This window comes from Pantoea sp. SM3, assembly GCF_000963995.1.
In the GTDB taxonomy this organism is placed as follows: domain Bacteria; phylum Pseudomonadota; class Gammaproteobacteria; order Enterobacterales; family Enterobacteriaceae; genus Pantoea; species Pantoea rwandensis_B.
Genome location: NZ_JZRD01000017.1, coordinates 49,425 through 75,395 on the forward strand (window position 1 = coordinate 49,425; position 25,971 = coordinate 75,395).

Here is a 25,971-nt window from a genome sequence, read left to right on the forward strand (position 1 = left end):
CATGTTAAAGAACGCGCAAATCGGCCAGCCTGTTCATAGCCAGCCGGTGGTCTCTACCGGTTCGGTGATTGGACAAGTCAGCAGCGTGCTGGCAGTGATTGTTCTGCTGATTCTGGCCTGTGGCTGGCTGGCAAAACGCCTTGGCTTTGCGCCCAAAACCGTCAACACTCAGGCGCTGAAAATCAGCGCCAGCGTGCAGGTGGGTCGTCAGGAGCGGGTGGTGATTGTTGATACCGCCGATGCGCGTTTAGTGCTGGGCGTCACCGCCCAGCAAATTACCCATCTGCATTCACTGCCGCCGCTGCCACCTGAAGAGTTGGTGAGCAAAACCATGGCGCCGCAGGATTTTCGTCAGCTGTTGCAGAACCTGGTTAAACGTCCCGGAAAACCCCAATGATGCGTCGATTGCTTCCCCTCTTGCCACTGCTGTTGCTGGCACCGGTTGCCCATGCGCAATTGCCAGGACTGGTCAGCCAGCCACTGGCGAATGGCGGCCAGAGCTGGTCACTGCCGGTGCAGACGCTGGTGTTTATCACCTCACTGACCTTTTTTCCGGCCATTTTGCTGATGATGACCAGCTTTACGCGCATCATCATTGTTTTTGGCTTGCTGCGTAACGCCTTAGGCACGCCTTCTGCGCCACCCAATCAGGTTTTGCTTGGCCTTGCGCTGTTTTTAACCTTCTTTATTATGGCGCCGACCTTCGACAAGATTTACAGCGATGCCTATTTGCCGTTCAGCCAGGACAAAATCAGCATGGACGTAGCGATCGACAAAGGCGCTCAGCCACTGCGTGAGTTTATGCTGCGTCAGACACGTGAAGCCGATTTAGCGCTGTTTGCGCGTCTTGCCAACACCGCGCCGATTCAAGGCCCGGAAGCCGTGCCGATGCGCATTTTGCTGCCGGCTTACGTCACCAGTGAACTGAAAACCGCTTTCCAGATTGGCTTTACTGTATTCATCCCGTTCCTGATCATCGACCTGGTGGTTGCCAGCGTGTTGATGGCGTTGGGGATGATGATGGTGCCGCCGGCGACCATTTCTCTGCCATTCAAGCTGATGTTATTTGTGTTGGTGGATGGCTGGCAGCTGCTGGTGGGTTCACTGGCACAAAGTTTCTACTCCTAGCGGCGCAGAGAAAAGTCGATGGCAACTCTCAATCCGGTCGGCCTCACAGCCGCAGCATATAACGCCAGGAGCGCAGCATGACACCCGAATCGGTTATGGTCATCGGCCAGGAAGCAATGCGAATTGCCCTGATGCTCGCCGCCCCGCTGTTGCTGGCGGCACTGGTCAGCGGTCTGATCATCAGTCTGTTACAGGCGGCCACGCAGGTCAACGAACAGACACTCTCCTTTATTCCTAAGATCCTTGCCGTTGCCGCCACCGCGGTGATTGCCGGTCCGTGGATGCTGAACCTGATACTGGATTACATGCGTAATCTGTTGACCAACTTGCCTTATATCATCGGCTGATGATTAATCTCGATAGCAGCCAGCTGGTCCATTGGGTCGCGCAATTTTTCTGGCCGATGGTGCGTTTGCTGGCACTCTTCGCCAGTGCGCCGGTGCTGAGTGAGAAATCCATTCCCAAGCGCGTGAAAGTGGGCCTCGCAGTTTTGACGACCTGGATCGTCATTCCTGTTTTGCCCCCGGTTGAAGTCACGTTATTTACCCCCGCCGGTTTTTGGATCCTGTTACAGCAATTATTGATTGGTGTAGGGATTGGCCTGACGATGCAACTGGCGTTTGCCGCGGTGCGTATGGCCGGTGAAGTCGTGGGTTTACAGATGGGCTTATCCTTTGCCACCTTCTTTGATCCTGGCAGCCGCCTTAACATGCCGGTGCTGGCGCGTTTTCTCGATATGCTGGCGATGCTGCTGTTTCTGACCTTCAACGGACACCTGTGGCTGATTTCGCTGCTGGTGGACAGTTTTCATACCCTGCCGATTAACGATCACCCCCTCAACGCCAATGCTTTTATGGCGCTGGTGAAGTCCGCCGGGTTAATTTTCCTTAATGGGATGATGTTAGCGCTACCCTTAATTGTTTTATTGCTCACGCTAAACATGGCACTAGGTTTGTTAAACCGTGTTTCACCACAACTGTCGGTTTTCGCGATTGGCTTTCCGATTACCTTAACGGTGGGGATCCTCAGTCTGGGTATGATGATGCCGCTGCTCGCCCCCTTCTGCGAACATCTCTTCGGCGAAGTCTTTGATTTACTCGCGCAGTTTGTCTCAGAACTCTCCCGCGCACGATAATTAACGATTCTGTAGAAGTTCTTATGCGATAGTTAAGTATTCAAAATCAATCTGCGCATTTTTCGAACCATATTTCTCAGAAATCAACTGAGGTTATTCTGATAAATGCGCATTTCAGGTGAAAATTATTCTTATTAAACGGCGCTTCGCGTATTTTAGTCAGACGATTCCTAAGGCGATAAACCTTGTGAATTGGTTGAATAAATGCTCAAAGGGCTGTTTTTAAACAAAAAAAATTTTACAGCGATTTTTCTTGTCTAAATCCCTTTTTTCCGGCATTGTCAACACTCGCTGAAACGTCACACTTTCGCGATTCAAATGTTTTTAAGAATTGTCCTATCAGATTTGTCTGTGACTTGCGCGATAGTGACAGGGCTCTCAAAAACAGAGCGAATTACACACTTAATGCAAACTCCCGGCGATTCCCACTATCGCGGGGACAAGAGTGACGTGGAAGTAACACAAAAAACTTCGCAGAAGGGTTCAGGGACAGAGTCATGATGGCGCACGGATATCATTCGCCAATCTGCCGAGCAGAATAAAAAAGTGTCTTTGGAAATCTCTCTCGTACCGCAAACGCGTATTCATCGTTGATTTAAACGGATAACAAATTGGTGAGGGTCGCTATAATGCCAACGATTATTATGGATTCATGTAACTACACACGCCTGGGATTATCAGACTATATGTCGGCCAAAGGAGTTAAAAAGAAAAATATTACTCCGGTCTCTGATATTGAACAATTGCAACAAAGATGTGAACAGCTTAAACCTGGTGTCGTCTTTATTAATGAAGAATGTTTTATTCATGAAGCTGATTCCAGCGATCGTATTCGCGCCATTATTATGCAGCATCCAGATACGCTATTTTTTATCTTTATGGCGATCTCGAACATCCATTTTGAGGAATACCTCTACGTTCGTAAGAACTTGATTATTACATCAAAATCGGTGAAAACTTCGACTCTGGACTCACTGCTTGGCACTTACCTGCAAAAGAAACTCAGCGCAACCCCGCGTATTTCAGCAGGCCTGGATATTCACCCACTGACATTAAGTCAGACTGAGTCAAATATGCTGAAAATGTGGATGTCAGGTCATGACACCATTCAAATTTCAGACAAGATGCAAATTAAAGCCAAAACGGTATCGTCACACAAAGGTAATATAAAACGCAAAATTAAGACACATAATAAACAGGTTATTTATCATGTGGTGCGACTGACCGATAACGTGACCTCCGGTATTTATGTCAACGTGCGATAGTCCTGCATGTGAACAGTTTGAGTAAATAGCCGTAGCCGACAAAGGGCCAATCCGCAGATTGGCCCTTTGTCGTTTTGCCTGGATCTGCGAGCCAGGTCTCACTTCGCCCCCTAATCCTTTGGCCTGAACTGCCGATGCTTGTTCTCAGAACACCTACCCAAAATGAGAGCAAGGATATGAAAACAGCATCGATTGATGAGCAATATAAGCTCAGCATCTGGCAGAACCTGCGCCTGATGCCTCTTTTCAGCATGATCTTTGGTGGCATTCTGCTACTTTTTGCCCTGTGTATCGGCCTCGCCAGCTATTTTTTAATCCAGAGTAATAATTCCCTCAACGATGCGACGGATGAAATTCAAATCCGTATGGGCATCTCTAATAGCTCGAACCATCTGCGTACCGCTCGCCTGAACGTGCTGCAATCCGGCGCCGCAGCCCGTATTGGGGAAATGGACGGCTATCGTGCCGATCTGGCACGCACCGAGACACGCATCAAGCAAGCGCGTGACGGTTTTAAAATCTATATGGACCGTAAGGCGAAAACGCCAGAAGATATCGCGCTGGATGCGCCACTCACCGCGTCATTTAATGACTATATCGATAAGGGATTAAAGCCGATGATTGAGTCGGCTAAGCAAGGCAGCTTCGAAGGGATCGTGGCGCAGGAAACCGACGTGACACGCAAGTTGGATGATGCGTATAACGCGGTATTACTGAAAGCGATAAAAATTCGTACTGACCGTGCCGAAGCGATCAACGCGGAAGCAGCGCACCAGTCCCGCGTCGGCTTTATTGCCATGGCTGTGGCCTTTGCTGCTGCACTGCTATTGGTGCTCCTCACCTTCGTCTTCCTGCGCCGTGTAGTGATCAGTCCACTGCGTCAGTCGGTTGAGCGCATCGGGCGCATTGCTCAGGGCGATCTGACCGCACCGGAACAAGCGTATGGCCGTAGCGAGATCGGCAGCCTGTTGCATAATCTGCAACTGATGCAGGCCGCACTGGTGCGTACCGTCGGCACCGTCCGCGAAGGCGCGGTTGCGATCTATCAAGGATCAAGCGAGATTTCCGCCGGTAACACCGATTTGTCCTCACGCACTGAAGAGCAGGCTTCTGCGCTGGAGCAAACTGCTGCCAGCATGGAACAGCTCACCGCGACCGTGAAGCAAAATGCGGAGAACGCCCACCATGCCAGTCAACTGGCTGCGGATGCTTCCGGTAAAGCCCGTAGCGGTGGCGAGTTGGTGCATGGCGTAGTGAAAACCATGAACAATATCTCTGGCAGCTCGAAGAAAATTGCTGAGATCACCAACGTCATTAACAGTATCGCCTTCCAGACCAATATCCTGGCGCTGAACGCGGCGGTAGAAGCAGCGCGTGCTGGTGAGCAAGGGCGTGGTTTCGCTGTCGTGGCGAGCGAAGTGCGCAATCTGGCCCAGCGCAGTGCCCAGGCCGCGAAAGAGATTGAATCGCTGATTGCCGAGTCGGTTGACCTGATTAATAACGGTTCACATCAGGTAGGTGAAGCCGGCTCGACCATGGGTGAGATCGTCGAGGCGGTGCGTCGTGTAACCGATATTATGTCGGAAATTGCCGCCGCCTCCGATGAGCAGAGCCGTGGCATTCAGCAGGTGAGCCTGGCGGTTACCGAGATGGACAACGTGACCCAGCAGAACGCCTCGCTGGTGGAAGAAGCCTCTTCAGCGGCAGCCTCGCTGGAAGATCAGGCGGGTCGTCTGACGCAGGCCGTTGCGGCATTTAAACTTAACGATTCGCCCGCATCGCGGGTGATGGCGCCTTCATCAGCCACCCTAAAGTCCCCTACGCTGACACCGCGTCCAGCATTGGCAGCGGCGAACAGCAATGACAACTGGGAAACGTTCTAAACCCTCTCGCCGATATTGATGGCAGGGGGTGATACGCATCAGGTGCACCTTATGTGCACCTGATTTTTTTACGCAGTCTTAAGCTTCCTCGTAGGGCTCAACAAATACCCCTTCCGCATGGTCGCTTTCATTAAAGAACCAAATCCCCAGCGGATAATCCTCCAGCGCCACCAGATACATGGTCCCTTCGTTAAAGCCTTCAACTGCCAGTACCGTACCCACGCGACGTGGGCCGCCATCGGTTTTTACCGTTACGCGGTCATTCACCTGCATTGATTACTCTCCAGATATTGTCCTGAATACAGTGTAACGGAAGAAAATGGCGGCTGCCTGATCCGGATCAGCGTCGGGCGATTACCCACACGGCATGCACAATGCCCGGGATATACCCGCACAACGTGAGCAGGATATTCAGCCAGAAGGCGCCGCCAAAGCCCACCTGCAGAAATACACCCAGCGGTGGCAGTAAAATCGCAATTACAATTCGAATAAAATCCATACTAACTCCCTGATATCACTTATTTATCGTCAAGCTCTAAGCATAGCCTCTGATTCAATTAATGAGATGACAGGTGGGTAAAGTTCTGTCAGAACGCGGCTTTTCACTTTCTTAACAGTACGCAGAGAGACTTCTGACGCGGGCAGCCCGTACACTTCTTCGTACTGCACCAACCCCAAAGGCGCAGTCAACCTAAAAGTAACAAGGATTTTTGCCCGCGCAGCGCGGGCTTTTTTTTGCCTGAAATCCGCCCTTTCCTGCCCATTCTCCCCGTTGTCTATACTGATAAAGAATCTCATCGCCTCTGGGAGGCCGACTATGACAACCGCAAAAGAGTACAGTGACAATGTGCAGCGCGAAGTGAACATCGACGTTGAAGCATTGCTGGAAGCGATTCAGAAGAAAACCTCAGGCGAGGTAAAAGAGTTTATGGAAGCGGAACACGCTCACCGGGTGAAAGTGAATGGCGAATCCTATGACTCTTACATCGAACTGGCTGAGGCATTTGAACTCGATATCCGTGACTTCTCGATCACTGAAGTTAACCGTTGAAATCGATTTCATAAAAAAATACCCGGCGGGATGGCCGGGTAAAATAATTCAGTAAATTCGTTACACCAGGAAATTCTTAACACCTGAGTCAGACTACGCTTTAGTCAACACAAGACAAGTCCCAATCTTGCGTGTAAAACGAACAAAAAAGCATGACCTTCCCCATTTGTTACCGAAAACACCGTGTGCCTACTGTGTTTCTTTTATGCGCAATGTGTGCACGTCCCTAATCGTCACCCTGTTGATTTAAGATTTATCCTGGAAGTTGACGTGAGCCACTCGCATAAAAGTGTGATTGCCATAACGCCATTATACTGATTAGTCTCTGCTTTACGGACGCGCCTGGCGTAAGGAGTGTGTTGATGCTCAGACTTAACTCGTCGCTGATGATTGTGACCGATCTCGATGGCTCGCTGTTAGATCATCATGATTACAACTGGGATGCTGCCAGTGAATGGTTGCAGCGCCTCATACAGCATGCGATTCCCGTGGTGTTTTGTTCCAGTAAAACGGCCGCTGAAATGATCCCCTTACAGAAACGCCTGGGTCTTTCCGGTACCCCTTTCATCGCTGAAAACGGGGCGTTTATCGCTTTTAATGGCGAGCAGATTGCAGCGGAGGAACCGGGCGAAAACTATCTTGCGCTGTGCCGCTCATTGAAAACACTACAACCCACCTTCCGTTTCACCGGTTTTCACGACTTCAGTGATGCGGACGTGGCCCGCTTCACCGGATTAACACTGGCCGAAGCCAGCCAGAGCCGCTTGCGCGATGCTTCAGAAGTCATACTTTGGCGCGATGATGGCGAAAAGCTGGATGATTTTCGCGCGGCGCTGGCGGAACACAACCTGGCGCTCACCCAGGGAGGACGATTCTGGCATGTGATGCCAGCGGGCTGCGGTAAAGGCATTGCATTGCATCAACTCCAGCAGCATCTCGAACAACGCACCGGGGAGAAGCGCACCACCATCGGCCTCGGCGATGGCCCCAATGATGTGCCGATGCTGGAGCAGGTGGATTATGCCGTGGTGATTAAAGGATTCAGTAAAACCCCGGTGATCCTCTCACGGCGCGATCAACAGAATGTCTATCACACCGCGCATGTCGGCCCGCAGGGCTGGCGTGAAGGGCTGGACTATTTTCTCGCGCAACCCGAATAACCCTCTGACCTAAGGATGAGAAAATGAGTGATTTTTACCAAAATGGTGTCATTACTAACTTTCATAATCTCACCCAACGCAGCGTTGAATCGCTGGAAAAAGAGATGGTACGTTTCGCGCGCAAACGCAAAATGGGGCTGATTCTGCCCTCCCTGTTCTCAGAACTGGAGGGTCCGGCGCTGGATAACATCGTCAATGAGCTGGCTAAAGTGCCTTATCTGGATGAGATCGTCATTGGCCTCGACCGTGCTGACCGCGACCAGTTTCTCTTTGCTCGTGAGTTCTTTTCTCGTTTGCCACAACGCCATCGCATCCTGTGGAATGATGGCCCGCGATTGAAAGCGCTGGATGCTGAACTGGATAAAGAAGGGTTGTCGCCGAGCCAGCCGGGCAAAGGGCGTAACGTGTGGTTCTGCACCGGGTATACGCTCGCCTCGGATCGCACCCAGTGCGTGGCGCTGCATGACTGCGATATCGTCACCTATGAGCGCAGCATGCTGGCGCGCTTACTCTACCCGCTCGCCAACCCCTCGTTTCAATACGAATTTTGTAAGGGGTTCTATGCGCGCGTTGCGGACGGCAAACTGAATGGCCGCGTGGGTCGCTTGCTGGTAGGCCCGTTACTGCGTTCGCTACAAAAAGTGTATGGCCATTCTGAGTATCTGGATTACCTTACCAGCTTCCGCTACCCACTTTCCGGCGAATTTGCCATGCGCACCCATGTGCTGAACGGCATCAAAATTCCTGGCGACTGGGGGCTGGAAATTGGCGTGCTATCGGAGATTTACCGCAACTACACCACGCGACAAACCTGTCAGGTGGAGATTGCCAATAACTACGATCACAAGCATCAGCCGCTGGCAGAAGAAGATGGCACCGGCGGCCTGAAACGTATGAGCAATGATATTGTGCAATCGTTGCTGCGTAAGCTGGCGACCATGGGCGTGCCGCTCACCAGTGATTCGTTCCGGGTGCTCAAAGCCACTTATTATCGCAACGCGCTGGATATGATGGAGATTTACAACCACGAAGCGACAATGAATGGCCTGAAGTTCGATCAGCATATTGAGGAAGCGGCGGTCGAGATGTTCACGCAGGCGATACTCGATGCCGGACAATCCTTTATTGAGCGGCCTAATGAAAAACCTTTCATTCCGAGCTGGAGCCGCGTGCAATCGGCTTTCCCGGATATTCTGCAGCGCATTTATCAGGCAGTGGAAGAGGATAACGAAGGCAACGTTTAATCTTCTGCTACCACGCGGTTGCGACCGCCGGTTTTCGCCAGATACAGGCGGCGATCGGCGGTGGCTTGCAGGCTCTCCGCATGATAATCGCCTTGCTCCTCACTGCCGGTCACGCCAGCTGACAGAGTGATGTTGAACGTCGAATTACAATTGACCAGAATGGTTTTTGCCGCTAAACGCGTACGGATGCGCTCAGCGACGGCAATCGCATCCGCCAGCGTGGTTTCCGGCAACACGATGCAAAACTCCTCCCCACCAATACGACCCGCCACATCATATTTGCGCAGTGTATGACTAATCACGCCTGCCACTCTGATCAGCGCCTGATCGCCCGCCGCATGGCCCCAGGTATCGTTCACTTTCTTGAAGTGATCGACATCCAGCTGAATCACCGCAAGCGGCGTTTGCTGCTGCTGACAGTGGGCAGAGATCGCGACAAACTGTTCAAAAAACGCATTACGATTGAGTAGTCGCGTCATACCGTCGTAGTTGGCGCGCCAGGTGAGTTGGGCGGAAAGATCGTCCATACGACGTACCAGACGAATAATGACCTGATGCGCCACCAGCAGCAGCAGAACAAACAGCAGCCACATGCTGAGTAAGAAGAGTGAAACGCGGCCCAGCTCCTGTGACATCCCCTGCCTCAGGCTCTGAATATTAACGATATACGCGTCCACATTCTTTAATTTGCTCCAACTGGCAAACTGAGTGCCAAGGCGCATGACACCACCGGGCAGTTGCCGGATTCGGCTCTCCAGACGCGCCTGCTGTTCAGGCGTCAGCGGCTCATCGTTGGGTGCATGCAAGCGGGTGATTTCTTTCAGCGAGCGGTCTACTATCAGCAGCTTGCCTTGCAGCAAGCTGTGTCGTGCTTCGGCCATCAACGCATGGATGCGTGACTGGGTGAAATCCATTGACAGCACACCATACCAATAACCATTACTGACGATCGGCGTGCTTACCGTCATCATCAGCCCTTCGTTGAATTCACCCTGATAGGCTTCCGTCCAGCGCAACCTGGCATGCGACGGATTATTGGGTGCCTGGTCGCGAAAATAGGGACGTTGCGTCATGGTGCTATAACTCTCTTCCAGCTCTTGCGGGCTTTGCGGCGGACGTGAGCTGATAAAGAAACCGGCGCGCGAGATATACCAAAAGCGTGAGTGAAAATCCTGAGCGGGATCGCTGAACTGCATGATAAAGCTGAATTCCATTGCAGCGCGCAGTTCTGCAATCAATTGATCGTTTTTTCGCAGCAGCAAGGGATCACGCGCCAGCCAACTGTCACTCACCCCATTGAGCGGCATACTGCGCAGGCTGGCCAACTTTAATTGCCAGGTGGTTTGCTGGCGCAGTTGCTCAAAGCGGGTAATCGCTTCGCGCGTTTGGCTCGAATCGAGCGGATGCATCAACGCATAGTTGAGCATTTTCTCGTAAAACATCAGCTCATCGATACTTTCCTGAAACTGACTGTCGAGGTTTTTCTGGATTTCAGCCAACTGTGCGCGCTGACGTGCTTCATAGTTATTTTTCAGTTCAATCGCTTCATGCACGGTGAGAAAAGCAGAGAACAAAAAGACCGCCAGAAAGCAGAGATGCACCGGTAAAAAAGGATTACCTGTGCGTGGCGTCAAAGGCGAAGTGGGCATGGGCAACAGTTATTCGGTAAAGGGCGGATGCGAAAAGTGTAGTCAGCAGGAGAAAAGTCGTACAGGCAGGGATCAAAGGAAAATCAAATAGGTAAAAAACGCAACGGGACGGCATCACCGTCCCGCACACGCTTAGCTGGCCAGCTGGCGCGCTCCGGATAAGTGACTCAGTTCGTCACTACGGAACGCCTCACGGCGCACGCTGTAGCCATCATACCAACGACACTCTACCATTCCGCTGGCATAGCCGGTCACCACCATCGTGGGTCCGCCCTCTTTATGCTGAACTTCGTCACTGATCGCAAAGGTCATACCGCGCCCTCCCTTTTTCCGTTGAATGAACGAATAAAGTTATAGCAGCTGAACCCCATTTGTGCCTATAGGATAATGTTATTACTGTGACGAAATCGGAATAAGCAGTGTAAAATGTTGTTTATAAAAAAAGCCGATAAAAATTATTATCGGCTTTGAATGCTTTCCCGGGTGGGAAAATCAGATTTTGCAACCTTCACAGTCTGCTTCATCACTGATATCAGCCGGGACTTCATTGGCTTTTTCAGCTGCTTTCGCTTCAGCCTGTTCCAGCTGCGCATCGATATCAAATTCAAACATATCGTCGTTCATCATCGTTCTCCTGACCCGTGATTGATAAATTCCTGCGCTTTATACCGATTTACCGCGCACTTTCGCAACCAGATTTACCGCCAACAGCACGATCGACCCAATGATAAAGCCGAGTACCAGATTGGCACCGTTGCTCAGCAAGGCGGAGATAACGCCATGGAAGCCGCTGCTGTACTCACTGATGGCATGATGTAACGGGGCAATACCGTGCACAATGATGCCGCCACCGACCAGAAACATCGCTACCGTACCCACCACCGATAACACCTTCATCAGCCAGGGCGCCAGGGCTAATAGCGCACTGCCGATCGCCTGCGCCAGCGTGGAGGATTTTTCCCGCAGCCAGTACCCGAGGTCGTCGATTTTCACGATCATCGCCACGATGCCGTAAACGCCAATCGTGACCAGAATCGCGATCCCCGCCAGAATCAGTACCTGATTCAGCAGCGGTGCTTCAGAGACAATCCCTAAGGTAATCGCCACAATTTCCGCTGAAAGAATAAAATCGGTGCGTACAGCGCCTTTCACTTTGTCTTTTTCGAACTGGCGCGGATCCTGCTGCGCCAGCTTGTCCAGACGCTGTTGACGTGCCTCCGGACTGCTTTCAGCCTTATCGTGATTCAGGCTATGCAGCACCTTTTCCACGCCTTCATAGCAAAGGTAAGCGCCGCCGAGCATCAACAGCGGTGTAATAAGCCAGGGCGCAAACGCCGAGATAATCAGCGCCAGCGGTACCAGGATTAATTTATTGAGAAAAGAGCCTTTCGCTACGCTCCAGACCACGGGTAATTCACGGTTGGCTTTTACGCCGGTGACCTGCTGCGCATTGAGTGAGAGATCATCCCCCAATACGCCAGCGGTCTTCTTTGCCGCGACCTTGCCCATCACTGAAATATCATCAAGCAGCGTTGCAATGTCATCCAGAAGCGTGAGTAAACTGGTTCCTGCCAAAATAGTTATCCTTATTCCGGTTCGTGATCCTGACAACAGGGGCATCGCTCAACCGCCGTCACTGACATATCAGCGATGCCCGCACAGTCCCATTCGACGCGAAGTGTTTGCCCGGCAAGATCGCCAGCGTGCACATATTTGCTCACCGGACTTTCCGTCATTCCGCTGATCTCCTCGGTGGCCACCAGTTGCTCGCCCAAATAAATGCGTGCCGTTGCGTGGGTGTTCACCATCCGCTCATCACGGAGTTGATACAGGCGTTTGACAGTCAGTTTGATGCTGCTCATGGCTCGATTCCGCGTCCCAGAGAAAGAGAAGATCTAAACCGTTATGGCGGCTAAAAGCAACAATCACACGCTATTCAAAGCGATAGTGACGCAAGCCTTGATGATCGATTTCGCCACTGTGCGTAGCGGCCAGCAGCCACTCTTCCAGTCGTTCAATCAGCGCCTCGTCTTCAAGGCGCAATTTACCGCGCAGCGCGCATTCCCAGACAATCAGCACTTTCCAGCCGCTTTGTTGTAATTGGCCGATATAACGGCGGTCACGTTCAACATTGCTGTTAATTTTGCCATTCCAGAACTCGGTGCGCGTCGCAGGCATCTTGAACAAATAGCAGTGATGGCGATGCCAGAAACAGCCATGGACAAAGATAATCGCTCGTTCCTGTGGCAGGACAAAGTCAGGCCGACCCGGCAACGCTTTATCCTGCACACGGTAGCTAAAGCCACGATCTTTTAAAATCAACGCGATACGCTGCTCTATCGCCGTGTCCTGATTGCGAATGGCACGCATATTTTTGCTGCGAATGGCTTGCGAGTGGACGTCGACCATGGCGTCTCCTTTTTAATGAGGCTCTTTCAACTTTAGCGGTTTGGCGTAAAAGCGAAAGGCACGCGCAACAAGTGTGTGAAGGCGCGAGGAGTGATAGCATAGCGGCTTCACTGTTAAGGAAAAACGCATGCTTGCTATCGATCCCGCCGCGACGGTTTCACCCTCCTCATTTTCTGCCCCTTCGGATGACGCCACATCGCTGTTATTGCAGGTTCTCGATATCTATGCCGCACGCGATGTGGTGCACACCTTAACCGAAGCGGGCGGATGCGACTGGAGCGTGCCGCGTCTGAATCGCATTCGCCAGGGTAAAAGCAGCGTGCCTGCGCTTTCCAGCCGTGAAGTCAGCAGCCTGCAAGAGTTACTGCCTTCGCGCCCTGCACATTACGCCGCGCCTAAATTTCAATTTGTCGATCTGTTTGCCGGTATCGGTGGGATTCGTCGCGGCTTTGAACAGATTGGCGGCCAGTGCGTGTTCACCAGTGAATGGAATAAAGAAGCGGTACGCACGTATAAAGCCAATCACTATAGCGATCCGCAACGACACCAGTTCAACAGTGATATCCGATTGGTGACGCAGCCCGCAGGACTCGCTGACGAGCAGGCGATTTATCAGCATATCGACCAAACCATCCCGGACCATCAGGTGCTACTGGCGGGCTTTCCCTGCCAGCCGTTTTCACTGGCCGGCGTCAGCAAAAAAAATGCGTTAGGCCGTGCACACGGTTTCGAGTGTGAAGCACAAGGCACCTTGTTCTTTGATGTGGCGCGGATTTTGGCTGCCAAAAAGCCACCGTTCTTCGTATTGGAGAACGTGAAAAACCTCAAGAGCCACGACAAAGGACGCACCTTTGCCATCATCATGGCGACGCTGGACGAACTCGGATACGACGTTGCCGATGCCGCCGACAGCGCGACACCGGATGCAAAAGTGGTAGATGCGCGCCATTTTCTGCCGCAACATCGCGAACGTATTGTGCTGGTGGGTATTCGGCGTGACACCGGATTGAGCGACGGCTTTTCACTGCGCGCGCTCTCTCAACACTATCCGCAGCAGGTACCCACGCTGCAGAGTTTGCTTGAGCCGACACCGGACGCGAAGTACACCTTGTCACCGACACTGTGGAACTATCTCTATCAATACGCCAAAAAACACAAGGCCAAAGGTAATGGCTTCGGCTTTGGTCTTAACGATCCCCGTAATCCCAACGTATGCGTACGCACCCTGTCAGCGCGCTACTATAAAGACGGTTCTGAAATCTTGATCGATCGCGGCTGGGATCAGGCGCAAGGTGAAGCGGATTTCCAGCACGCCAGCAATATGGCCCTGCGTCCGCGTCGGTTAACACCGCGCGAATGCGCCCGACTGATGGGATTTGAGGCGCCGGGACAAAGCCAGTTTCGTATTCCGGTCTCGGATACCCAGGCTTATAAGCAATTTGGCAACTCCGTGGTGGTGCCGGTTTTTGCTGCTGTGGCAAAGCTACTTTCGCCACTTATCGAACAGCATCTTAGCCAAAACGCTTAGCGCCACGGGGCCATAATTTCCTTTAGGGACGCGCATTATGCTGTTTTGCGCTGAATCGCGTCCTCTGTCACCGAACTGTCACGCCCGCTCCCAATACTCCTTTTTATTTTTGGGGGCGTTAGATGTCACTCCTTTCTGTAATCTCGTTACCGCTGCGTTTACGTACTCGTCTTACCTGGCGTATGCCGCTTTGGCTGACCAGCCTGCGCAGCCAGTTTTTGCTGTTTATCGTGCTGTTTTGTTTACTGCAGTTCGCGGGCGTACTGCTGCTCAGTAATCACGTTAATCAGTCGCAAATTTCACTCCAGCAAGCCAATCAACTGCGGGAAAGATTGGCCCTGCTGGATAAAGCACGTATCGAGTTGCTCACCGCCAGTGATAACAGCCACCGTGCCGGTATCTATTTAATGCAGGATCAGCAAAGCGGCTCAGTCGACAGCTGGAAAAGTCTGGCGGCCGCCTCTGATGATTCGTTAAAAAAAGCCCAGGCACTGTTCACCGCCTACCATGCTAAAGCGGACAGCCCGCTGGCTCAGGGCTTTGCAATGTTAGCGGAAGGTTTGCAAGAGCAGTTGAAAGGGTTAGCGGCCAATGACATCAATGCCTTCTTTATGGTGCCGATGCAGGCATTCCAGCAGCAGTTTAACGATGCCTGGTTCAGCGAGATTGAACAAGCTAACCACCAGTTGAGCAGCGTGAATCAAAATACCCTCAGTACGCTAAAGCAGAGTCGCAATATGTCGCTGATCGTCAGTGCCATTTTGATGGCGCTACTGGTGCTGGCCTCCAGCCTGCTGATGCGCGGCGTGCTATTGCCGCTACGACGCGCCAACCGACAGCTGGAACAGATTGCCACAGGTGACCTGGTACCGAGCCATGACACGCCGCGTCGCCAGTGCCTGGAGACGCGCCAGCTGTTTCAGTCGATCGAGTCGATGCGCTTAGGTCTGCAGCAGATTGTCAGTGACATTAATACTGTTGCGGTCAGCGTGGCGGCCGGTGCAGAAGATATGCAGCAGCATAACGAACAAGTCATGCAACAACATCAGGCGCAGAATGCCAGCTTCCATCATCTGTCACAGCGTTTACATCGCGTGTCTGAAGAAGTCGAAATTGGTGCGCAGTTCTCGCAGCAGGCCACACAGGAGGCGCAGTCTGCCGATGCCCTGATGCGCAACTGCGCCACGGAAGTCGACAATATGGAACTCAAAATGCAGCAGATCGTTACAGCTTCGGGCGATATCGCCGGAATTGTCGGCATGCTGGATAGCCTGTCGATGCAAACCCGTTTGCTGTCGTTGAATGCCGCGATTGAATCCGCCCACGCCGGATCGTACGGTCGTAGTTTCTCCGTTGTCGCCAAAGAGATGGGACTGCTGTCGCAAAAGAGTGGTGAATCAACCCGTCAGATTGATGGTTTAATTCAGCACACCCAGCAGCATGTGAATGATGGTTTTGACAAAGTGAAAGCGCTGGAAGTGTTGTTTACACAAATCAGCGGCGCGGTGTCGGGAGTCGTAACGCAACTCGATGAGTTGCAGCAAAATAGCACTGCGCAAAGTCACCGCGTCAGTAAAATTGCGCACGAAGTGGTGGAGATGAGTAACCAGCTACAGCAAAACGAAGCGCTCAACGCCCATCAGGTCAATTCGGCTACACAATTGCGTGAACTCTCTGATCGCCTCGCCCAGCGGGCACAGCAATTCCGCGTCGATGCCGCTTAAGTACAAAGATAAAAAAACCCGTCAATGACGGGTTTTTTATATCGCTTATTTTTTCTTTTTGCCTTTCTTCAGCAGTGCACGTACCTGCTTCAGTTCAGACGCGGAGAGCTGTTCAGCGACCGCTTCTTCGGTATTTAGACTATCGACGGCCGGTTGCTCAACCGCATGTAAACTGGCCTGCAGGCGGTTAACGATCTCCTGACTCATGGAGATTTGGTTATCGGCGGCTAACTGTTTGATGTGCTCTTTCAGCGCCGGGTCAATTTTAATGGTTAAGTTAACGGTCTCGGTCATCTTCATACTCCCTTTTGATTTACAACAACGTAGCGGAAGAAGATGAAAGTTAACAGACTGTCATAAAAATTTAATATTAAGAGTGTATAGGGCTGAAATCCCTTAATATAGACTCATCAATGCTGGTGAGATTGCCCTGCAATTCCGCGCACAGCTTAGCCATATAGTGCACCAGGAAATCCGCATTATGCTCCGCCAGCATGCGCCCCGCTTCGGTTTGCATGGTTTCGGGCAAGCGTAAAAGTTTCTTCTGGAAGTGGTCCAGCGTCCATTTCACATCGTCTAATTCACGTTCTTTTCCTAATGGATCTTCACTGTCAAACAGCGGACGGCCCAACGCTCCGGCCGTGTAGAAAACGCGTGCGAGGCCGATAGCACCTAAAGACTCGAGGCGATCGGCATCCTGAACAATTTTTGCTTCCAATGTCAGTGGCGTGATGCGTGCGCTGAAACTGTGCGCCTGGACAGCATGGGCGACACCCTCGAGCAATTCCTGTGGGAAGTCCGGAAAGTCCTGCTGCAAAATTCGGCGTGTCTCTTCAGCCGCATAGGTGGAAGCCAGATGGCGCTCTGGATGGTTTTTGGGCAGGTTAACCACGTCATGGAAGTAACAGGCGGTGAGGACCACCATAGGATCGGCTGCACTGTGCTGCATGATGCGCGTGGCGCTCATCCAGACACGACGCAGGTGCGCGATATCATGGGCTTTATCATCGTGCAGCCAGTTTTGCTGCAGCCAGTTCTCGTAGCGTTGTTGCCAGCGGGTGAGTGACATCGTGCTTCTCCTTATTGCTGTTATAAAAGCACCGCCAATTCAGGGTGCTGCTCCTGGGGACATCATAGCGGTCTGGTCGTGACACTTTTTTTACATCCGTCCTGGATGTGCAAAGCGTAAAAATGCGATCCCGATCTTGTTATAGCGCTGTTAATGTCGCTTTCCCAGCGGAGATCACGTTTTAGGCATTTCCTTAGCGTCATTGCAGTTAAAAAACTCTGTTAAACAGGCGTAATCTATTTCCACCATCAACAGTATTCACGCTTTTGAATTATTCCAGTTAATGATGCTAACTATCACAAGGTAAAAGCGATAAACACTCACGGGAAAATCTGAAAAGATTCCCATGCAGGCCGTTATAACGTACTGTATAGGGGATATTTCTGGTTCTCTCTCGCCTGAGAAGGCATTTCCAGCATGTATTTTGCTTAAGCGCCATTTTTAAAACCGGAATATGCAGGAATAGCCTGATACTGAGGCGACAAATTATTAAGCAAATTGATTCAAACCCATTATGCTAACTCTCACATCTGCTGATGCGGGTGATTCGTCGAAGTTTTCCGGGTGAGTAACACTACATGAGGTACGTAATGAAAGAACGGCCGATTCTTTTTTCCGAACAGCGGGTCCGCGCCCTGCTGGTTGGCCAGCAGACGCAAACCCGGCGCATTATGAAAACCCAGGCTTTTGGCCCAGGCCAGGATCATCACGAAGGCGTGCATGCATTTGACGTTAGCGCCAACCATTTGCATGGCTATAAATTGATGTCGATGGCAGATGTCAGCTCTCACTGCCCGTTTGGCCAGGCGGGTGACCGATTGTGGGTGCGTGAAACCTGGCGCGGCCCCATCGTGCCAGAAGAGCAACTCGCCGAATATGAACGCGATCCACTGCCGTTCCGTAGCCCGGCTTTCTGTCAATATCGTTCCGACAGCAATGAACTGGGTCAGTTGGATGAAGATGTGGAGCACGCCGAGCAGTTTGGCTGGCAAACGGCGATTCATATGCCGCGCTGGGCCAGCCGTATTGATTTGGCGATTACCTCGGTACGTGCTGAAAAGATTCAAGACATCAGTGAAGATGACATCATGGCTGAAGGCGTACAAACAGATACGCACTTCCTGAATAACTTCTTCACGATGAACATGAACGCAGAATCGCCGAAAGAAGCCTATCGTAAAGCGTGGCAGAAGCAGTATGGCGCCACCAGTTGGGAAGTGAACCCGTGGGTATGGGTGATCGAGTTTCAACGCGTTGATCGCGAGAGTTAATTGTCTTCAGCCCTTACCCGCCTGGGTGAGGGCAATTTTCCTGCTTTGCCATCTTAATCACAGAAAAATCCTGTAGTAACTGATTGAATACACGGCTTTGATTCTGCGCTGGCATTTTCTTTTTTGTCGCGCCAGGATAACCCTTTCCGCCCTGCAGAGTGAGTCGCGCGATGTTCAAATGGCCATGGAATGCGCAGGTAGATACCACCGTCACGGCACTTCCCTGGCAACAGGCGCTGGCGCAACCGATCTTCTCGCTGCTGACGACTGAAGAGCAAAGCGCCCTGACCACGCTTGCCCAACGCTTTCTGCAACAAAAAAAAATCTCGCTGTTGAATGGACTGCAACTCGACGAACGACAGCTGGCACGTCTTGCCTTGCTGTTTTGCCTGCCCGTGTTGAAGCTCGGTCTGGAGTGGCTGGATGGCTTTCATGAAGTGTTAATTTATCCCGAGCCCTTCAATGTTGACGACCGTTGGGAAGACAGCAGCGGCTTAGTCCACCAGGCACCTGCAGTGCATGCTGGTCAAAGCTGGACACAAGGTCCGGTGGTGTTAAATGCCCTGGATATTCAGGACTCTTTCGACCTTTCCGGCTACAACCTCGTCATCCATGAAATCGCGCATAAACTCGATGCACGCGGCAGCGGCTATACCAGCGGTATTCCCGCCATTGCGTTACGAGATGTCGCCCAATGGGAGAAGGACTTGCTACAGGCGATGGAAGAGATTGAGGCGGAAGTGGAATTGGTGGGTGAGCAGGCGGCAACTATCGATCCCTACGCTGCCAGCGATCCTGCCGAATGCTTTGCGGTGCTGTCGGAATACTTTTTCAGCGCCCCTGATTTACTGGCGGATCGCTTCCCTGCGATGTATCGCCACTTACAACTGTTTTATCGTCAGGACCCGATGGCGCGTCTTTCAGCAGGTTCTGATTAAATCGCGATCGCTTTGTACTATTGCTAGCCAGTTGAATACAAATGTATTTTTAGCTGTTGACACATTCAGGAGGTGCCATTAATATGCGCCTCGTTCACACGATTCCTCTGTAGTTCAGTCGGTAGAACGGCGGACTGTTAATCCGTATGTCACTGGTTCGAGTCCAGTCAGAGGAGCCATATTTAGAGAAGCCCGCTCAGGGAAACCTGAGCGGGCTTTTTGCTTTTCTGCGTCCTGGCGTTAACTCAAAATAGCATCCAGTCTGGCAAGCACTTCATCCACCACAGCGTCTGGTATGCTTTCCAGCCGCTTACCGTTTCGGGCAGCCATATCAATGGTTCTGGGCTGGTCGCAGCGAATAACGCCAATTGTTTTTGTACCTGCCCCTTCCATTGAAACGGTGAAACCTGCCGTGCGAGCAAAGTTTCCGCCGCTGGTGATGGGAACTACAACGGGTAGCCGGGTGAGCTTGTTAAACGATGCCTTCGATACGATAAGCACCGGACGTTTTCCGCTTTGCTCGTGACCGGCAATCGGATCCAGTGAAACGAGCCAGATCTCTCCTCTGTCCATTTACAGGATCTCCTTGCCCACCGCAGGCGCATCAATCCATTCCCGATCCTCTTCGCTCATTTCGGCGTGCGGATCGCACTGCGCCAGCAGCTCCTCAAGGGAATAATGAGGCCGTTTCTGGGGTTCAATAATCAGGCAGCCATTACTAATGGTCATGCCGACTTCGCTGTCCGTTGACAGCTCCAGCGTTTTCAGCACGGCGGGAGGAACCGCCAACATGATGGATCCGCCGACTTTTTTCAGGCGAGTGGTATACATAGAGCACCTCCGAATATTATATTTTAATATAACATCTACGGCAGGCGGTGCACAATTATTCATCAGATTCATGGCGATTTCCTTTTCGTCATAAAGCGTGAAAAAAGCCGTAATCCATCAAAGGACAGATCCGGCAGTTTTCGAAGGCAACGTTGCCGGCAAAAAGGCAACCATCCAGATACATCAGGCGCTTCTTTGAGATCATGAAGCAATTCGTACAGACGTGAGCTTAGTGCGTAACAAAGAAGGCCGATAATAGAAAACTGTTTTTGTGGTTCAAAGGATTATCGCGGTTCAGGTAAATGAAATGCGAGGCGGCTTCCGGATCGGAGCTGCTTTGGAGGAGCATCAGCAGCAGCGTTAAGGCCAGATTTTTCCAGGCTCGAAGTCGAACGCTTCAGCAATCAGTCTTTCGCCTTTAGGCCAGTGGTGGATAAGCCGACTAGCCAGCATGGAGGACACCAAGACCTGCCTGTCGCAAAAGCGCTGACTTTTTCATCGGCACAACCTCCACTCAGGGGAGTGAATATCATGCCGGAATTTCTGTTTCTAAATTGAGCAGGATTTCGGGGGAGGGTCACACTCTGCAAGCCCCCCTGATTCGTTACACTTCCGTCCAACCCCGCAACAGGTTGTGATACATGTTCAGCAGGGACAGCAGCTCATCGCTATCGCCATGACGCGCTTTGAGGCTTTGGATATTGCGGTCCAGTTCGAACAGCATGGCGCGTTGCTTATCATCACGCACCATCGACTGAATCCACAGAAACGACGCCACACGTGCGCCGCGCGTCACCGGTGTGACACAGTGCAGACTACTCGAAGGGTAAAGCACCAGATGGCCGGCAGGCAATTTCACCTTATGTTGACCATAGGTGTCTTCAATCACCAGCTCGCCGCCGTCATAACTGTCAGGTTCACTGAGAAAGAGCGTGGCCGAGAGATCGGTTCGCATCCAGCCAGCGGCACCGTTATGTCTCACCGCGCCATCAACGTGAAAGCCGTAGGTTTCACCCTGTTCGTAACGGTTAAACAGCGGTGTAGAAATAGAGCGCGGTAGTGCAGCAGAAAAGAACAGCGGGTTGTTGTTCAAAGCCTGCATCACTGCTGTTTGCAAGCGATCATAAAGCGGCGTACGCGTATCAATCTGCTGATTATTTTTTACCGTGGCGCCCTGGCTGCCCACCGTGGCGCGTCCGTCAATCCATTCGGCCTGTTGCAGCAGCGAACTGAAATTCGCCACGTCTTCTGGCGTCAGCACTGCAGGAATGTGATACATCATCGCGGTGTTCTCTCATAAATAGGGGCGCGAACGCCCCATGGTGAATCTTAGAAGTGCACGTTTGCCGTTAACAGGAAGGTACGCGGCTCACCCGGATGGTAGCGGTAGCCACTCTTATTGATGGAAGCCACATAGTTGGTATCGAAAATATTGTACGCGTTGAGCTGCAGATCGAGGTTGTTATTAACCTTGTAGCCCAGCTTCGCATCGGCCACCCAATAACCTTCAGTATGGTCTGGCGTGCCTACCGCGCCATCGCTGCCGCGACGCAGGCTGCCCACGTAACGCGCACCCGCGCCAACAGAAATCGCATCAGTGGCCTGATATTGCGTCCACAAGGTGAAGGCGTGTTTCGGTGTATAAGCGATAGCAGAAGAGCCATCCTGAGCAACCGCTGCGCCCTCTTTCACCGAAGCGTGCTGCTGAGTGTAACCGGCGATCACTTCCCAATCTGGGGTGATGTTGCCGGTAGCTGAAAGCTCATAGCCCTCTACGCGTTTTTTACCGGTTTGCGAATAAGTGCCGTCGTCGTTAGCGTCCACTTCATTCTCGATATCGGTACGGAACAGTGCAGCATTCAACAACAGGCGTTTATCCAGCACCTGCCATTTGGTTCCCACTTCGCTTGATTTGGCTTTTTGCGGTTTGAAATCAGTGCGGTTAGCACTATTGCCGGTGCCACCTGCCGCCAGCGCAAAGCTGCTGCCGCCTGGAGGCTGCTGAGAAATAGCATAGTTGACGTAAACATTGCCCTGCTCGGTCAGACGATAGAGCGCACCCGCTTTCCAGTTCACCAGATTGCCAGACTTGGCCGTATCAACGGTAGTGAGCGGCGTGCCGCGTGCGATGCCCGTCGGACACGCCAGTGCACCGCGCCCGCTGCCGCCACACGCCGTGGCACTGTCATAATCGGTGTGATAGCTATCAAGACGAATGCCGCCGTTCAGCTCGAAATTTTTGGTCATAGCCAGCGTATCGAAGGCATAAATTCCGGTGGTATCGGTCTGCCCGTTGGCATTGGCGCCGTTGCGATCCAGCCCTCCCACAGAAATGCTGCTGATCGGATGGTAGATGTTAACCGCAGGCGCAGTAATGGCGTTGACGCCGTAGTTGGTCTGGTTTTCACGCGTGAATTCCACGCCAGCACTGACATCATGCCCCACTGAACCGGTATAGAATTTCGAGGTAATATTGGTCTGGTTGGTAAGGATGCGGTTACTGACATCTTTCAGGTTTGCGTTGCGCGTCCAGGTCCAGGTGCCAACATCATTAGGATTTGGCGTGGTAATGGTGCTGCCCATTACCGCGGTCAGCAGATATTCCTGCTTCACGCGCGACCAGCGTGTGGTGTTACGAATCGTGGTGCTGTCGCTGAGATCGTGCTCGAAGCGAACGGTGCCGCTATCCGTGGTGGATTTGTCGAAATCGGAATCGGTGCCGTAATAATTGCTGGTCGCCACTTTGCCAGAATGGTTGAGTGCAGAAGTGGCTGCCGTCGGCGAAGCGTATCCTGGCAGGCCAATGGTTGGGATGCCACCATCTGGCGTATTGTTCTGATGTACATGCAGATAGTTCAGGTATAAACGTGTTGACGTATCCAGACCCAATGCCAGTGAAGGCGCGACACCATAACGCTCATTTTGTACATTATCGCGTGCGGCATCGTGGGTTTTCTCGCCCATCAGATTGAGGCGAAACGCGCTGCTGTCGTTGATAGCCTGGTTATAGTCCAGCGTACCGCGGCGCATCCACGCACTGCCGACACTGACCGACGCATCCAGGCCCGTGTCCAGACGCGGCTGCTTACTGATCATGTTGATTGAACCCGACGGCGCGCTGCGACCGTAATCGGTGCCAGACGGCCCTTTAATCACTTCAATCTGCTGAGTATTAAAGGTATCGCGTGTCACGCTACCAATGTCGCGAATACCGTCCACATAGATGCTGTTCGACGTATCCATGCCACGCATATACACGGCATCACCGGTCGAAGAACTGCCATTTTCCCCGGCATAAAACGCCCCCACACCTGGCACATTTTTCAGTGCATCGGTCAGGTTATTGACGCCTTGATCTTTAATTACCTGATCAGGAATCACCGTCATGGTGCGGGTGGTATCCACCAGCGGGCGCGTGAATTTGGGATCGGCAGATGTATTAGGCGCATAAAGTGAAGGCGTTTGCGCCGTCACCACGAGAGTATCGTCTGTTTTTTTGTTGGCATTATCAGCGGCCAGAGCGGCAGCAGGTGAAATACCAATACATAGCCCGGTGAACAGGGTCAGCGAATTGAAACTGCCAAACGGCAAATTGCGATTGTTATCCATTTAAAAGGTAAATTTCTTATCGTTATTGACGGGCTCATCGCATCCGTCAAATCAGCGCATGTAACCTGCCCTGACCTCCACTGCCTGGGGATGCAACACCTAAATGATAACGCCAATGGTTATCATTTACTTTTTTATTCTTGCATGAGCGCAGCGGCTTGGGAATACATTTCTTTACGGTGGCCTTACATAATTAATACAATCAGTGCCAGCAGGAGAGTTGCGTCAGGGTTTGCTCAAGAAGTCGTCAGGAAGGGCTATCTTTCAGGTACAAAAAACCCGCTGGACAGGGCAGCGGGTTTTTAAGCAGCGCGCACAGTTCATTCCAGTAACTGTAACGCATAGCGTGATGCAGGCGTTCATCGCTCATAGTAGCGATAAACCGACGGGTGGAATTCAATGCCATAAAGCTGGCTGACCGGGATCAGCAGATCGATATGATTGCTGAGATCGAATTCACGCTCTTCAGCGGGTGTCGATGTGGCGTTGACTAGGCGATGGAACCACTGTGACAGTATCGTTTTCATCGTCAGGTTCTCCAGTAATGGTTGACCCTGACAGTAAAGCTTAACTTGCTTTATAACCAAAACGATTAGATATGCGATGGAATCCCAATTAATGCATATATTCATGGCCGCCTTCTGCTGCGGCGGCCATGCAGGTTATGCCCGGCTCTTGGCCAGCATGCGTCGATAATTGTTAAGCCACTTGCCACTGGTCAAACGGAACCAGAAGAACACACCGCGCACCGTCCAATCGAGGAACATACCCAACCACACCCCGACCACACCCATACCGAGCATGATCCCCAGCACGTAGCCGGCAACTACGCGCGCACACCACATGCTGAACATCGACACGTACATGGTGTAACGCGCATCGCGCGCGCCTTTCAAACCAGCAGGCAGCACCCAGGATGCGGTCCAGATGGGCATAAAGGCCGCATTGAGCCAGATGAGGTGTTTGGTGACTTCGATAACTTCGGGATCGCGGGTGTAGAATTTAGCCAGCGTGCCCGCCAGTGGTACGGTGATCAATGCCAGTGTGCACAGCCCAATCATCGCCAGCCAGAACACATGTTTAATCTGCCTTTCCGCCTGCATCACCTGATTTTTACCCAGCCGCTTACCGGTAATGATGGTGGAAGCCGAACCGAGGGCGTTGCCCGGTAGGTTAATTAAAGTGGCAATGGAGAACGCGATAAAGTTACCGGCGATTTCATTGGTGCCCATACCTGCCACAAAAATCTGCGTCAGCAATTTACCGCCGTTAAACAGCACCGACTCAATACTGGCCGGTACCCCGATCCCCAGCACTTCCATCAGGATGTTGCGATCCCAGCGACGGAAATAGCTGGCGATACTGATTCTTAATGCCGGCGTAATGCCACGATACAGCACATAAATGGCGGCCGCCGCGCCGATATAGCGTGAGATGGTTAATCCCAACCCGGCCCCGACAAAGCCCATCCCTTCCCACCCCATCGCACCATAAATCAGTACGCTACTGATCACGATGTTAAGGATATTCATGCCGCCATTAATCAGCATCGGAATTTTGGTGTTTCCCGCTCCGCGCAGCGAGCCGCTACCGATCAGCGCGATCGCCGCGGCCGGATAGCTCCACGCCGACGTTTGCAGGTAGCTCAGCGCCAGTTCCTTCACCTTGGGTTCCGCGCTGCCCGCGATAACATCGATAATCAGATGCCCCCAGATCTCAATCACGATCACCAGCACGAATGCCAGCACCGTCATCAAGCCTAGCGACTGCCGCGTAGCTGCGCGCGCGCGTTTGCCGTTGCGCTTGGCAAGGCTAAAGGCCACCACCACCGTGGTGCCGAGATCAATCGCCGCAAAGAAGGAGATAATCACCATGTTGAAGCTGTCGGCCAGACCCACGCCCGCCATCGCCTCTTTCCCCAGCCAGCTCACGAGGAAAGTACTCAGGACGCCCATCAGCATCACGCACAGGTTTTCAATAAAGATGGGCACGGCTAACGGGGTAATTTCACGCCACAACAGCGTGCGATAAGAGCGACGTTTCGGATACCACGCCGTATTTCTGACCGCCCGCATCA

The 25,971-nt window shown here is 52.2% G+C and carries 29 protein-coding genes, 1 tRNA gene and 1 pseudogene; 15 read left to right on the forward strand and 16 right to left on the reverse strand.

The features are described 5' to 3' along the window. Window position 1: 1 nt before the first annotated feature. From fliO to VI01_RS11035, 6 genes are all read left to right on the forward strand, one after another. Window positions 2–397 carry a flagellar biosynthetic protein FliO gene (gene fliO, locus VI01_RS11010; protein ID WP_045815133.1) on the forward strand — a complete coding sequence of 132 codons (396 nt, stop codon included), beginning with the start codon at window positions 2–4 and terminating at the stop codon, window positions 395–397. Continuing rightward, window positions 397–1,128, forward strand: coding sequence for a flagellar type III secretion system pore protein FliP (gene fliP / locus VI01_RS11015; RefSeq protein ID WP_045815268.1), 732 nt, complete (start codon window positions 397–399; stop codon window positions 1,126–1,128). Before fliO ends, fliP begins: the two co-directional genes overlap by 1 nt. A 77-nt stretch (window positions 1,129–1,205) precedes the next feature. Next, window positions 1,206–1,475: a flagellar biosynthesis protein FliQ gene (gene fliQ / locus VI01_RS11020; RefSeq protein ID WP_034824451.1), complete on the forward strand. Its 270-nt coding sequence runs from the start codon at window positions 1,206–1,208 to the stop codon at window positions 1,473–1,475. Next, window positions 1,475–2,263 carry a flagellar biosynthetic protein FliR gene (fliR, locus tag VI01_RS11025; RefSeq protein ID WP_038646333.1) on the forward strand — a complete coding sequence of 263 codons (789 nt, stop codon included), beginning with the start codon at window positions 1,475–1,477 and terminating at the stop codon, window positions 2,261–2,263. Before fliQ ends, fliR begins: the two co-directional genes overlap by 1 nt. A gap of 629 nt (window positions 2,264–2,892) precedes the next feature. Next, window positions 2,893–3,528 (forward strand): transcriptional regulator RcsA, encoded by a 636-nt coding sequence (rcsA, locus tag VI01_RS11030; protein ID WP_038646331.1) that lies wholly within the window; start codon window positions 2,893–2,895, stop codon window positions 3,526–3,528. A gap of 176 nt (window positions 3,529–3,704) precedes the next feature. After that, window positions 3,705–5,411, forward strand: coding sequence for a methyl-accepting chemotaxis protein (locus VI01_RS11035; RefSeq protein WP_045815134.1), 1,707 nt, complete (start codon window positions 3,705–3,707; stop codon window positions 5,409–5,411). A gap of 78 nt (window positions 5,412–5,489) precedes the next feature. Here VI01_RS11035 and dsrB read toward each other — a convergent pair whose 3' ends face one another. Then, window positions 5,490–5,684 carry a protein DsrB gene (gene dsrB, locus VI01_RS11040; protein WP_034824463.1) on the reverse strand — a complete coding sequence of 65 codons (195 nt, stop codon included), beginning with the start codon at window positions 5,682–5,684 and terminating at the stop codon, window positions 5,490–5,492. A gap of 67 nt (window positions 5,685–5,751) precedes the next feature. Then, window positions 5,752–5,910: a YqaE/Pmp3 family membrane protein gene (locus tag VI01_RS24920; RefSeq protein ID WP_034824466.1), complete on the reverse strand. Its 159-nt coding sequence runs from the start codon at window positions 5,908–5,910 to the stop codon at window positions 5,752–5,754. Window positions 5,911–6,228: 318 nt separating this feature from the next. On the opposite strand from VI01_RS24920, the gene yodD reads away from it, so the two are divergent. The 3 genes from yodD (at window position 6,229) to VI01_RS11065 (ending at window position 8,866) form a co-directional block, all read left to right on the forward strand. Further along, window positions 6,229–6,462, forward strand: a complete 234-nt coding sequence (yodD, locus tag VI01_RS11055) for a YodD family peroxide/acid resistance protein (protein ID WP_045815136.1) — start codon at window positions 6,229–6,231, stop codon at window positions 6,460–6,462. A gap of 362 nt (window positions 6,463–6,824) precedes the next feature. Continuing rightward, window positions 6,825–7,622, forward strand: a complete 798-nt coding sequence (locus VI01_RS11060; protein WP_045815137.1) for a mannosyl-3-phosphoglycerate phosphatase-related protein — start codon at window positions 6,825–6,827, stop codon at window positions 7,620–7,622. A 23-nt stretch (window positions 7,623–7,645) separates the two neighbouring features. Next, window positions 7,646–8,866, forward strand: coding sequence for a glycosyl transferase (locus VI01_RS11065; protein ID WP_045815138.1), 1,221 nt, complete (start codon window positions 7,646–7,648; stop codon window positions 8,864–8,866). Here the strand turns inward: VI01_RS11065 and dgcQ are convergent. From dgcQ to VI01_RS11080, 4 genes are all read right to left on the reverse strand, one after another. Further along, the gene (dgcQ, locus tag VI01_RS11070) at window positions 8,863–10,515 is read right to left on the reverse strand and encodes a cellulose biosynthesis regulator diguanylate cyclase DgcQ (RefSeq protein WP_045815139.1); all 1,653 of its coding nucleotides are present in this window, start codon (window positions 10,513–10,515) and stop codon (window positions 8,863–8,865) included. The genes VI01_RS11065 and dgcQ overlap by 4 nt on opposite strands. 132 nt (window positions 10,516–10,647) lie before the next feature. Beyond that, the gene (locus VI01_RS11075; RefSeq protein WP_034824498.1) at window positions 10,648–10,827 is read right to left on the reverse strand and encodes a YodC family protein; all 180 of its coding nucleotides are present in this window, start codon (window positions 10,825–10,827) and stop codon (window positions 10,648–10,650) included. A 180-nt stretch (window positions 10,828–11,007) separates the two neighbouring features. Then, window positions 11,008–11,142 (reverse strand): hypothetical protein, encoded by a 135-nt coding sequence (locus tag VI01_RS25835; protein ID WP_255253243.1) that lies wholly within the window; start codon window positions 11,140–11,142, stop codon window positions 11,008–11,010. A gap of 36 nt (window positions 11,143–11,178) precedes the next feature. Next, window positions 11,179–12,090, reverse strand: a complete 912-nt coding sequence (locus VI01_RS11080) for a DUF808 domain-containing protein (RefSeq protein WP_038646314.1) — start codon at window positions 12,088–12,090, stop codon at window positions 11,179–11,181. Window positions 12,091–12,165: 75 nt separating this feature from the next. Between VI01_RS11080 and VI01_RS25925 the strand changes: the two genes are divergently transcribed. Further along, window positions 12,166–12,294: a Vmc-like lipoprotein signal peptide domain-containing protein gene (locus VI01_RS25925; RefSeq protein WP_353604531.1), complete on the forward strand. Its 129-nt coding sequence runs from the start codon at window positions 12,166–12,168 to the stop codon at window positions 12,292–12,294. Window positions 12,295–12,447: 153 nt separating this feature from the next. Here VI01_RS25925 and VI01_RS11090 read toward each other — a convergent pair whose 3' ends face one another. Then, the gene (locus VI01_RS11090) at window positions 12,448–12,924 is read right to left on the reverse strand and encodes a very short patch repair endonuclease (protein WP_045815140.1); all 477 of its coding nucleotides are present in this window, start codon (window positions 12,922–12,924) and stop codon (window positions 12,448–12,450) included. A gap of 127 nt (window positions 12,925–13,051) precedes the next feature. Between VI01_RS11090 and dcm the strand changes: the two genes are divergently transcribed. Both dcm and VI01_RS11100 read left to right on the forward strand, forming a co-directional pair. Beyond that, complete coding sequence (dcm, locus tag VI01_RS11095; protein WP_045815141.1) at window positions 13,052–14,452, forward strand: DNA (cytosine-5-)-methyltransferase; 1,401 nt, start codon at window positions 13,052–13,054, stop codon at window positions 14,450–14,452. A 122-nt stretch (window positions 14,453–14,574) separates the two neighbouring features. Next, window positions 14,575–16,176, forward strand: a complete 1,602-nt coding sequence (locus VI01_RS11100; RefSeq protein WP_045815142.1) for a methyl-accepting chemotaxis protein — start codon at window positions 14,575–14,577, stop codon at window positions 16,174–16,176. 45 nt (window positions 16,177–16,221) lie between these two features. Here the strand turns inward: VI01_RS11100 and VI01_RS11105 are convergent, their stop codons facing one another. Then, window positions 16,222–16,470, reverse strand: coding sequence for a hypothetical protein (locus VI01_RS11105; protein WP_034824521.1), 249 nt, complete (start codon window positions 16,468–16,470; stop codon window positions 16,222–16,224). A gap of 76 nt (window positions 16,471–16,546) precedes the next feature. Next, window positions 16,547–17,245 (reverse strand): phosphohydrolase, encoded by a 699-nt coding sequence (locus tag VI01_RS11110; protein ID WP_045815143.1) that lies wholly within the window; start codon window positions 17,243–17,245, stop codon window positions 16,547–16,549. Between the two features lie 590 nt (window positions 17,246–17,835). Here VI01_RS11110 and VI01_RS11115 point away from each other — a divergent pair. The 3 genes from VI01_RS11115 (at window position 17,836) to VI01_RS11125 (ending at window position 19,633) form a co-directional block, all read left to right on the forward strand. Further along, window positions 17,836–18,516, forward strand: a complete 681-nt coding sequence (locus VI01_RS11115; protein WP_045815144.1) for a hypothetical protein — start codon at window positions 17,836–17,838, stop codon at window positions 18,514–18,516. A gap of 170 nt (window positions 18,517–18,686) precedes the next feature. Continuing rightward, on the forward strand, window positions 18,687–19,454 hold the full coding sequence (gene mtfA, locus VI01_RS11120; RefSeq protein ID WP_045815145.1) for a DgsA anti-repressor MtfA: 768 nt from the start codon (window positions 18,687–18,689) through the stop codon (window positions 19,452–19,454). A 103-nt stretch (window positions 19,455–19,557) separates the two neighbouring features. After that, a tRNA-Asn gene (locus tag VI01_RS11125) sits at window positions 19,558–19,633 on the forward strand. A gap of 61 nt (window positions 19,634–19,694) precedes the next feature. On the opposite strand, the gene VI01_RS11130 is transcribed toward VI01_RS11125, so the two are convergent. The 7 genes and pseudogenes from VI01_RS11130 to VI01_RS11150 all read right to left on the reverse strand — a co-directional run bounded on the left by VI01_RS11130 (window position 19,695) and on the right by VI01_RS11150 (window position 25,969). Continuing rightward, entirely contained in the window at window positions 19,695–20,027 is a 333-nt protein-coding gene (locus tag VI01_RS11130) for a type II toxin-antitoxin system PemK/MazF family toxin (protein ID WP_045815146.1), read from the reverse strand. Continuing rightward, entirely contained in the window at window positions 20,028–20,285 is a 258-nt protein-coding gene (locus VI01_RS11135) for an antitoxin (RefSeq protein ID WP_045815147.1), read from the reverse strand. Between the two features lie 360 nt (window positions 20,286–20,645). Continuing rightward, window positions 20,646–20,775 (reverse strand): annotated as a pseudogene (locus VI01_RS24930) (helix-turn-helix domain-containing protein); the annotation flags it as partial. 114 nt (window positions 20,776–20,889) lie between these two features. Further along, on the reverse strand, window positions 20,890–21,567 hold the full coding sequence (gene ybiX / locus VI01_RS11140) for a PKHD-type hydroxylase YbiX (RefSeq protein WP_038646295.1): 678 nt from the start codon (window positions 21,565–21,567) through the stop codon (window positions 20,890–20,892). A 47-nt stretch (window positions 21,568–21,614) separates the two neighbouring features. Next, window positions 21,615–23,894 (reverse strand): catecholate siderophore receptor Fiu, encoded by a 2,280-nt coding sequence (locus tag VI01_RS11145; RefSeq protein WP_045815148.1) that lies wholly within the window; start codon window positions 23,892–23,894, stop codon window positions 21,615–21,617. 359 nt (window positions 23,895–24,253) lie between these two features. Continuing rightward, the gene (locus VI01_RS25590) at window positions 24,254–24,421 is read right to left on the reverse strand and encodes a hypothetical protein (RefSeq protein ID WP_197079586.1); all 168 of its coding nucleotides are present in this window, start codon (window positions 24,419–24,421) and stop codon (window positions 24,254–24,256) included. A gap of 135 nt (window positions 24,422–24,556) precedes the next feature. Continuing rightward, window positions 24,557–25,969: an EmmdR/YeeO family multidrug/toxin efflux MATE transporter gene (locus VI01_RS11150; RefSeq protein WP_045815149.1), complete on the reverse strand. Its 1,413-nt coding sequence runs from the start codon at window positions 25,967–25,969 to the stop codon at window positions 24,557–24,559. Between the last annotated feature and the right edge of the window lie 2 nt (window positions 25,970–25,971).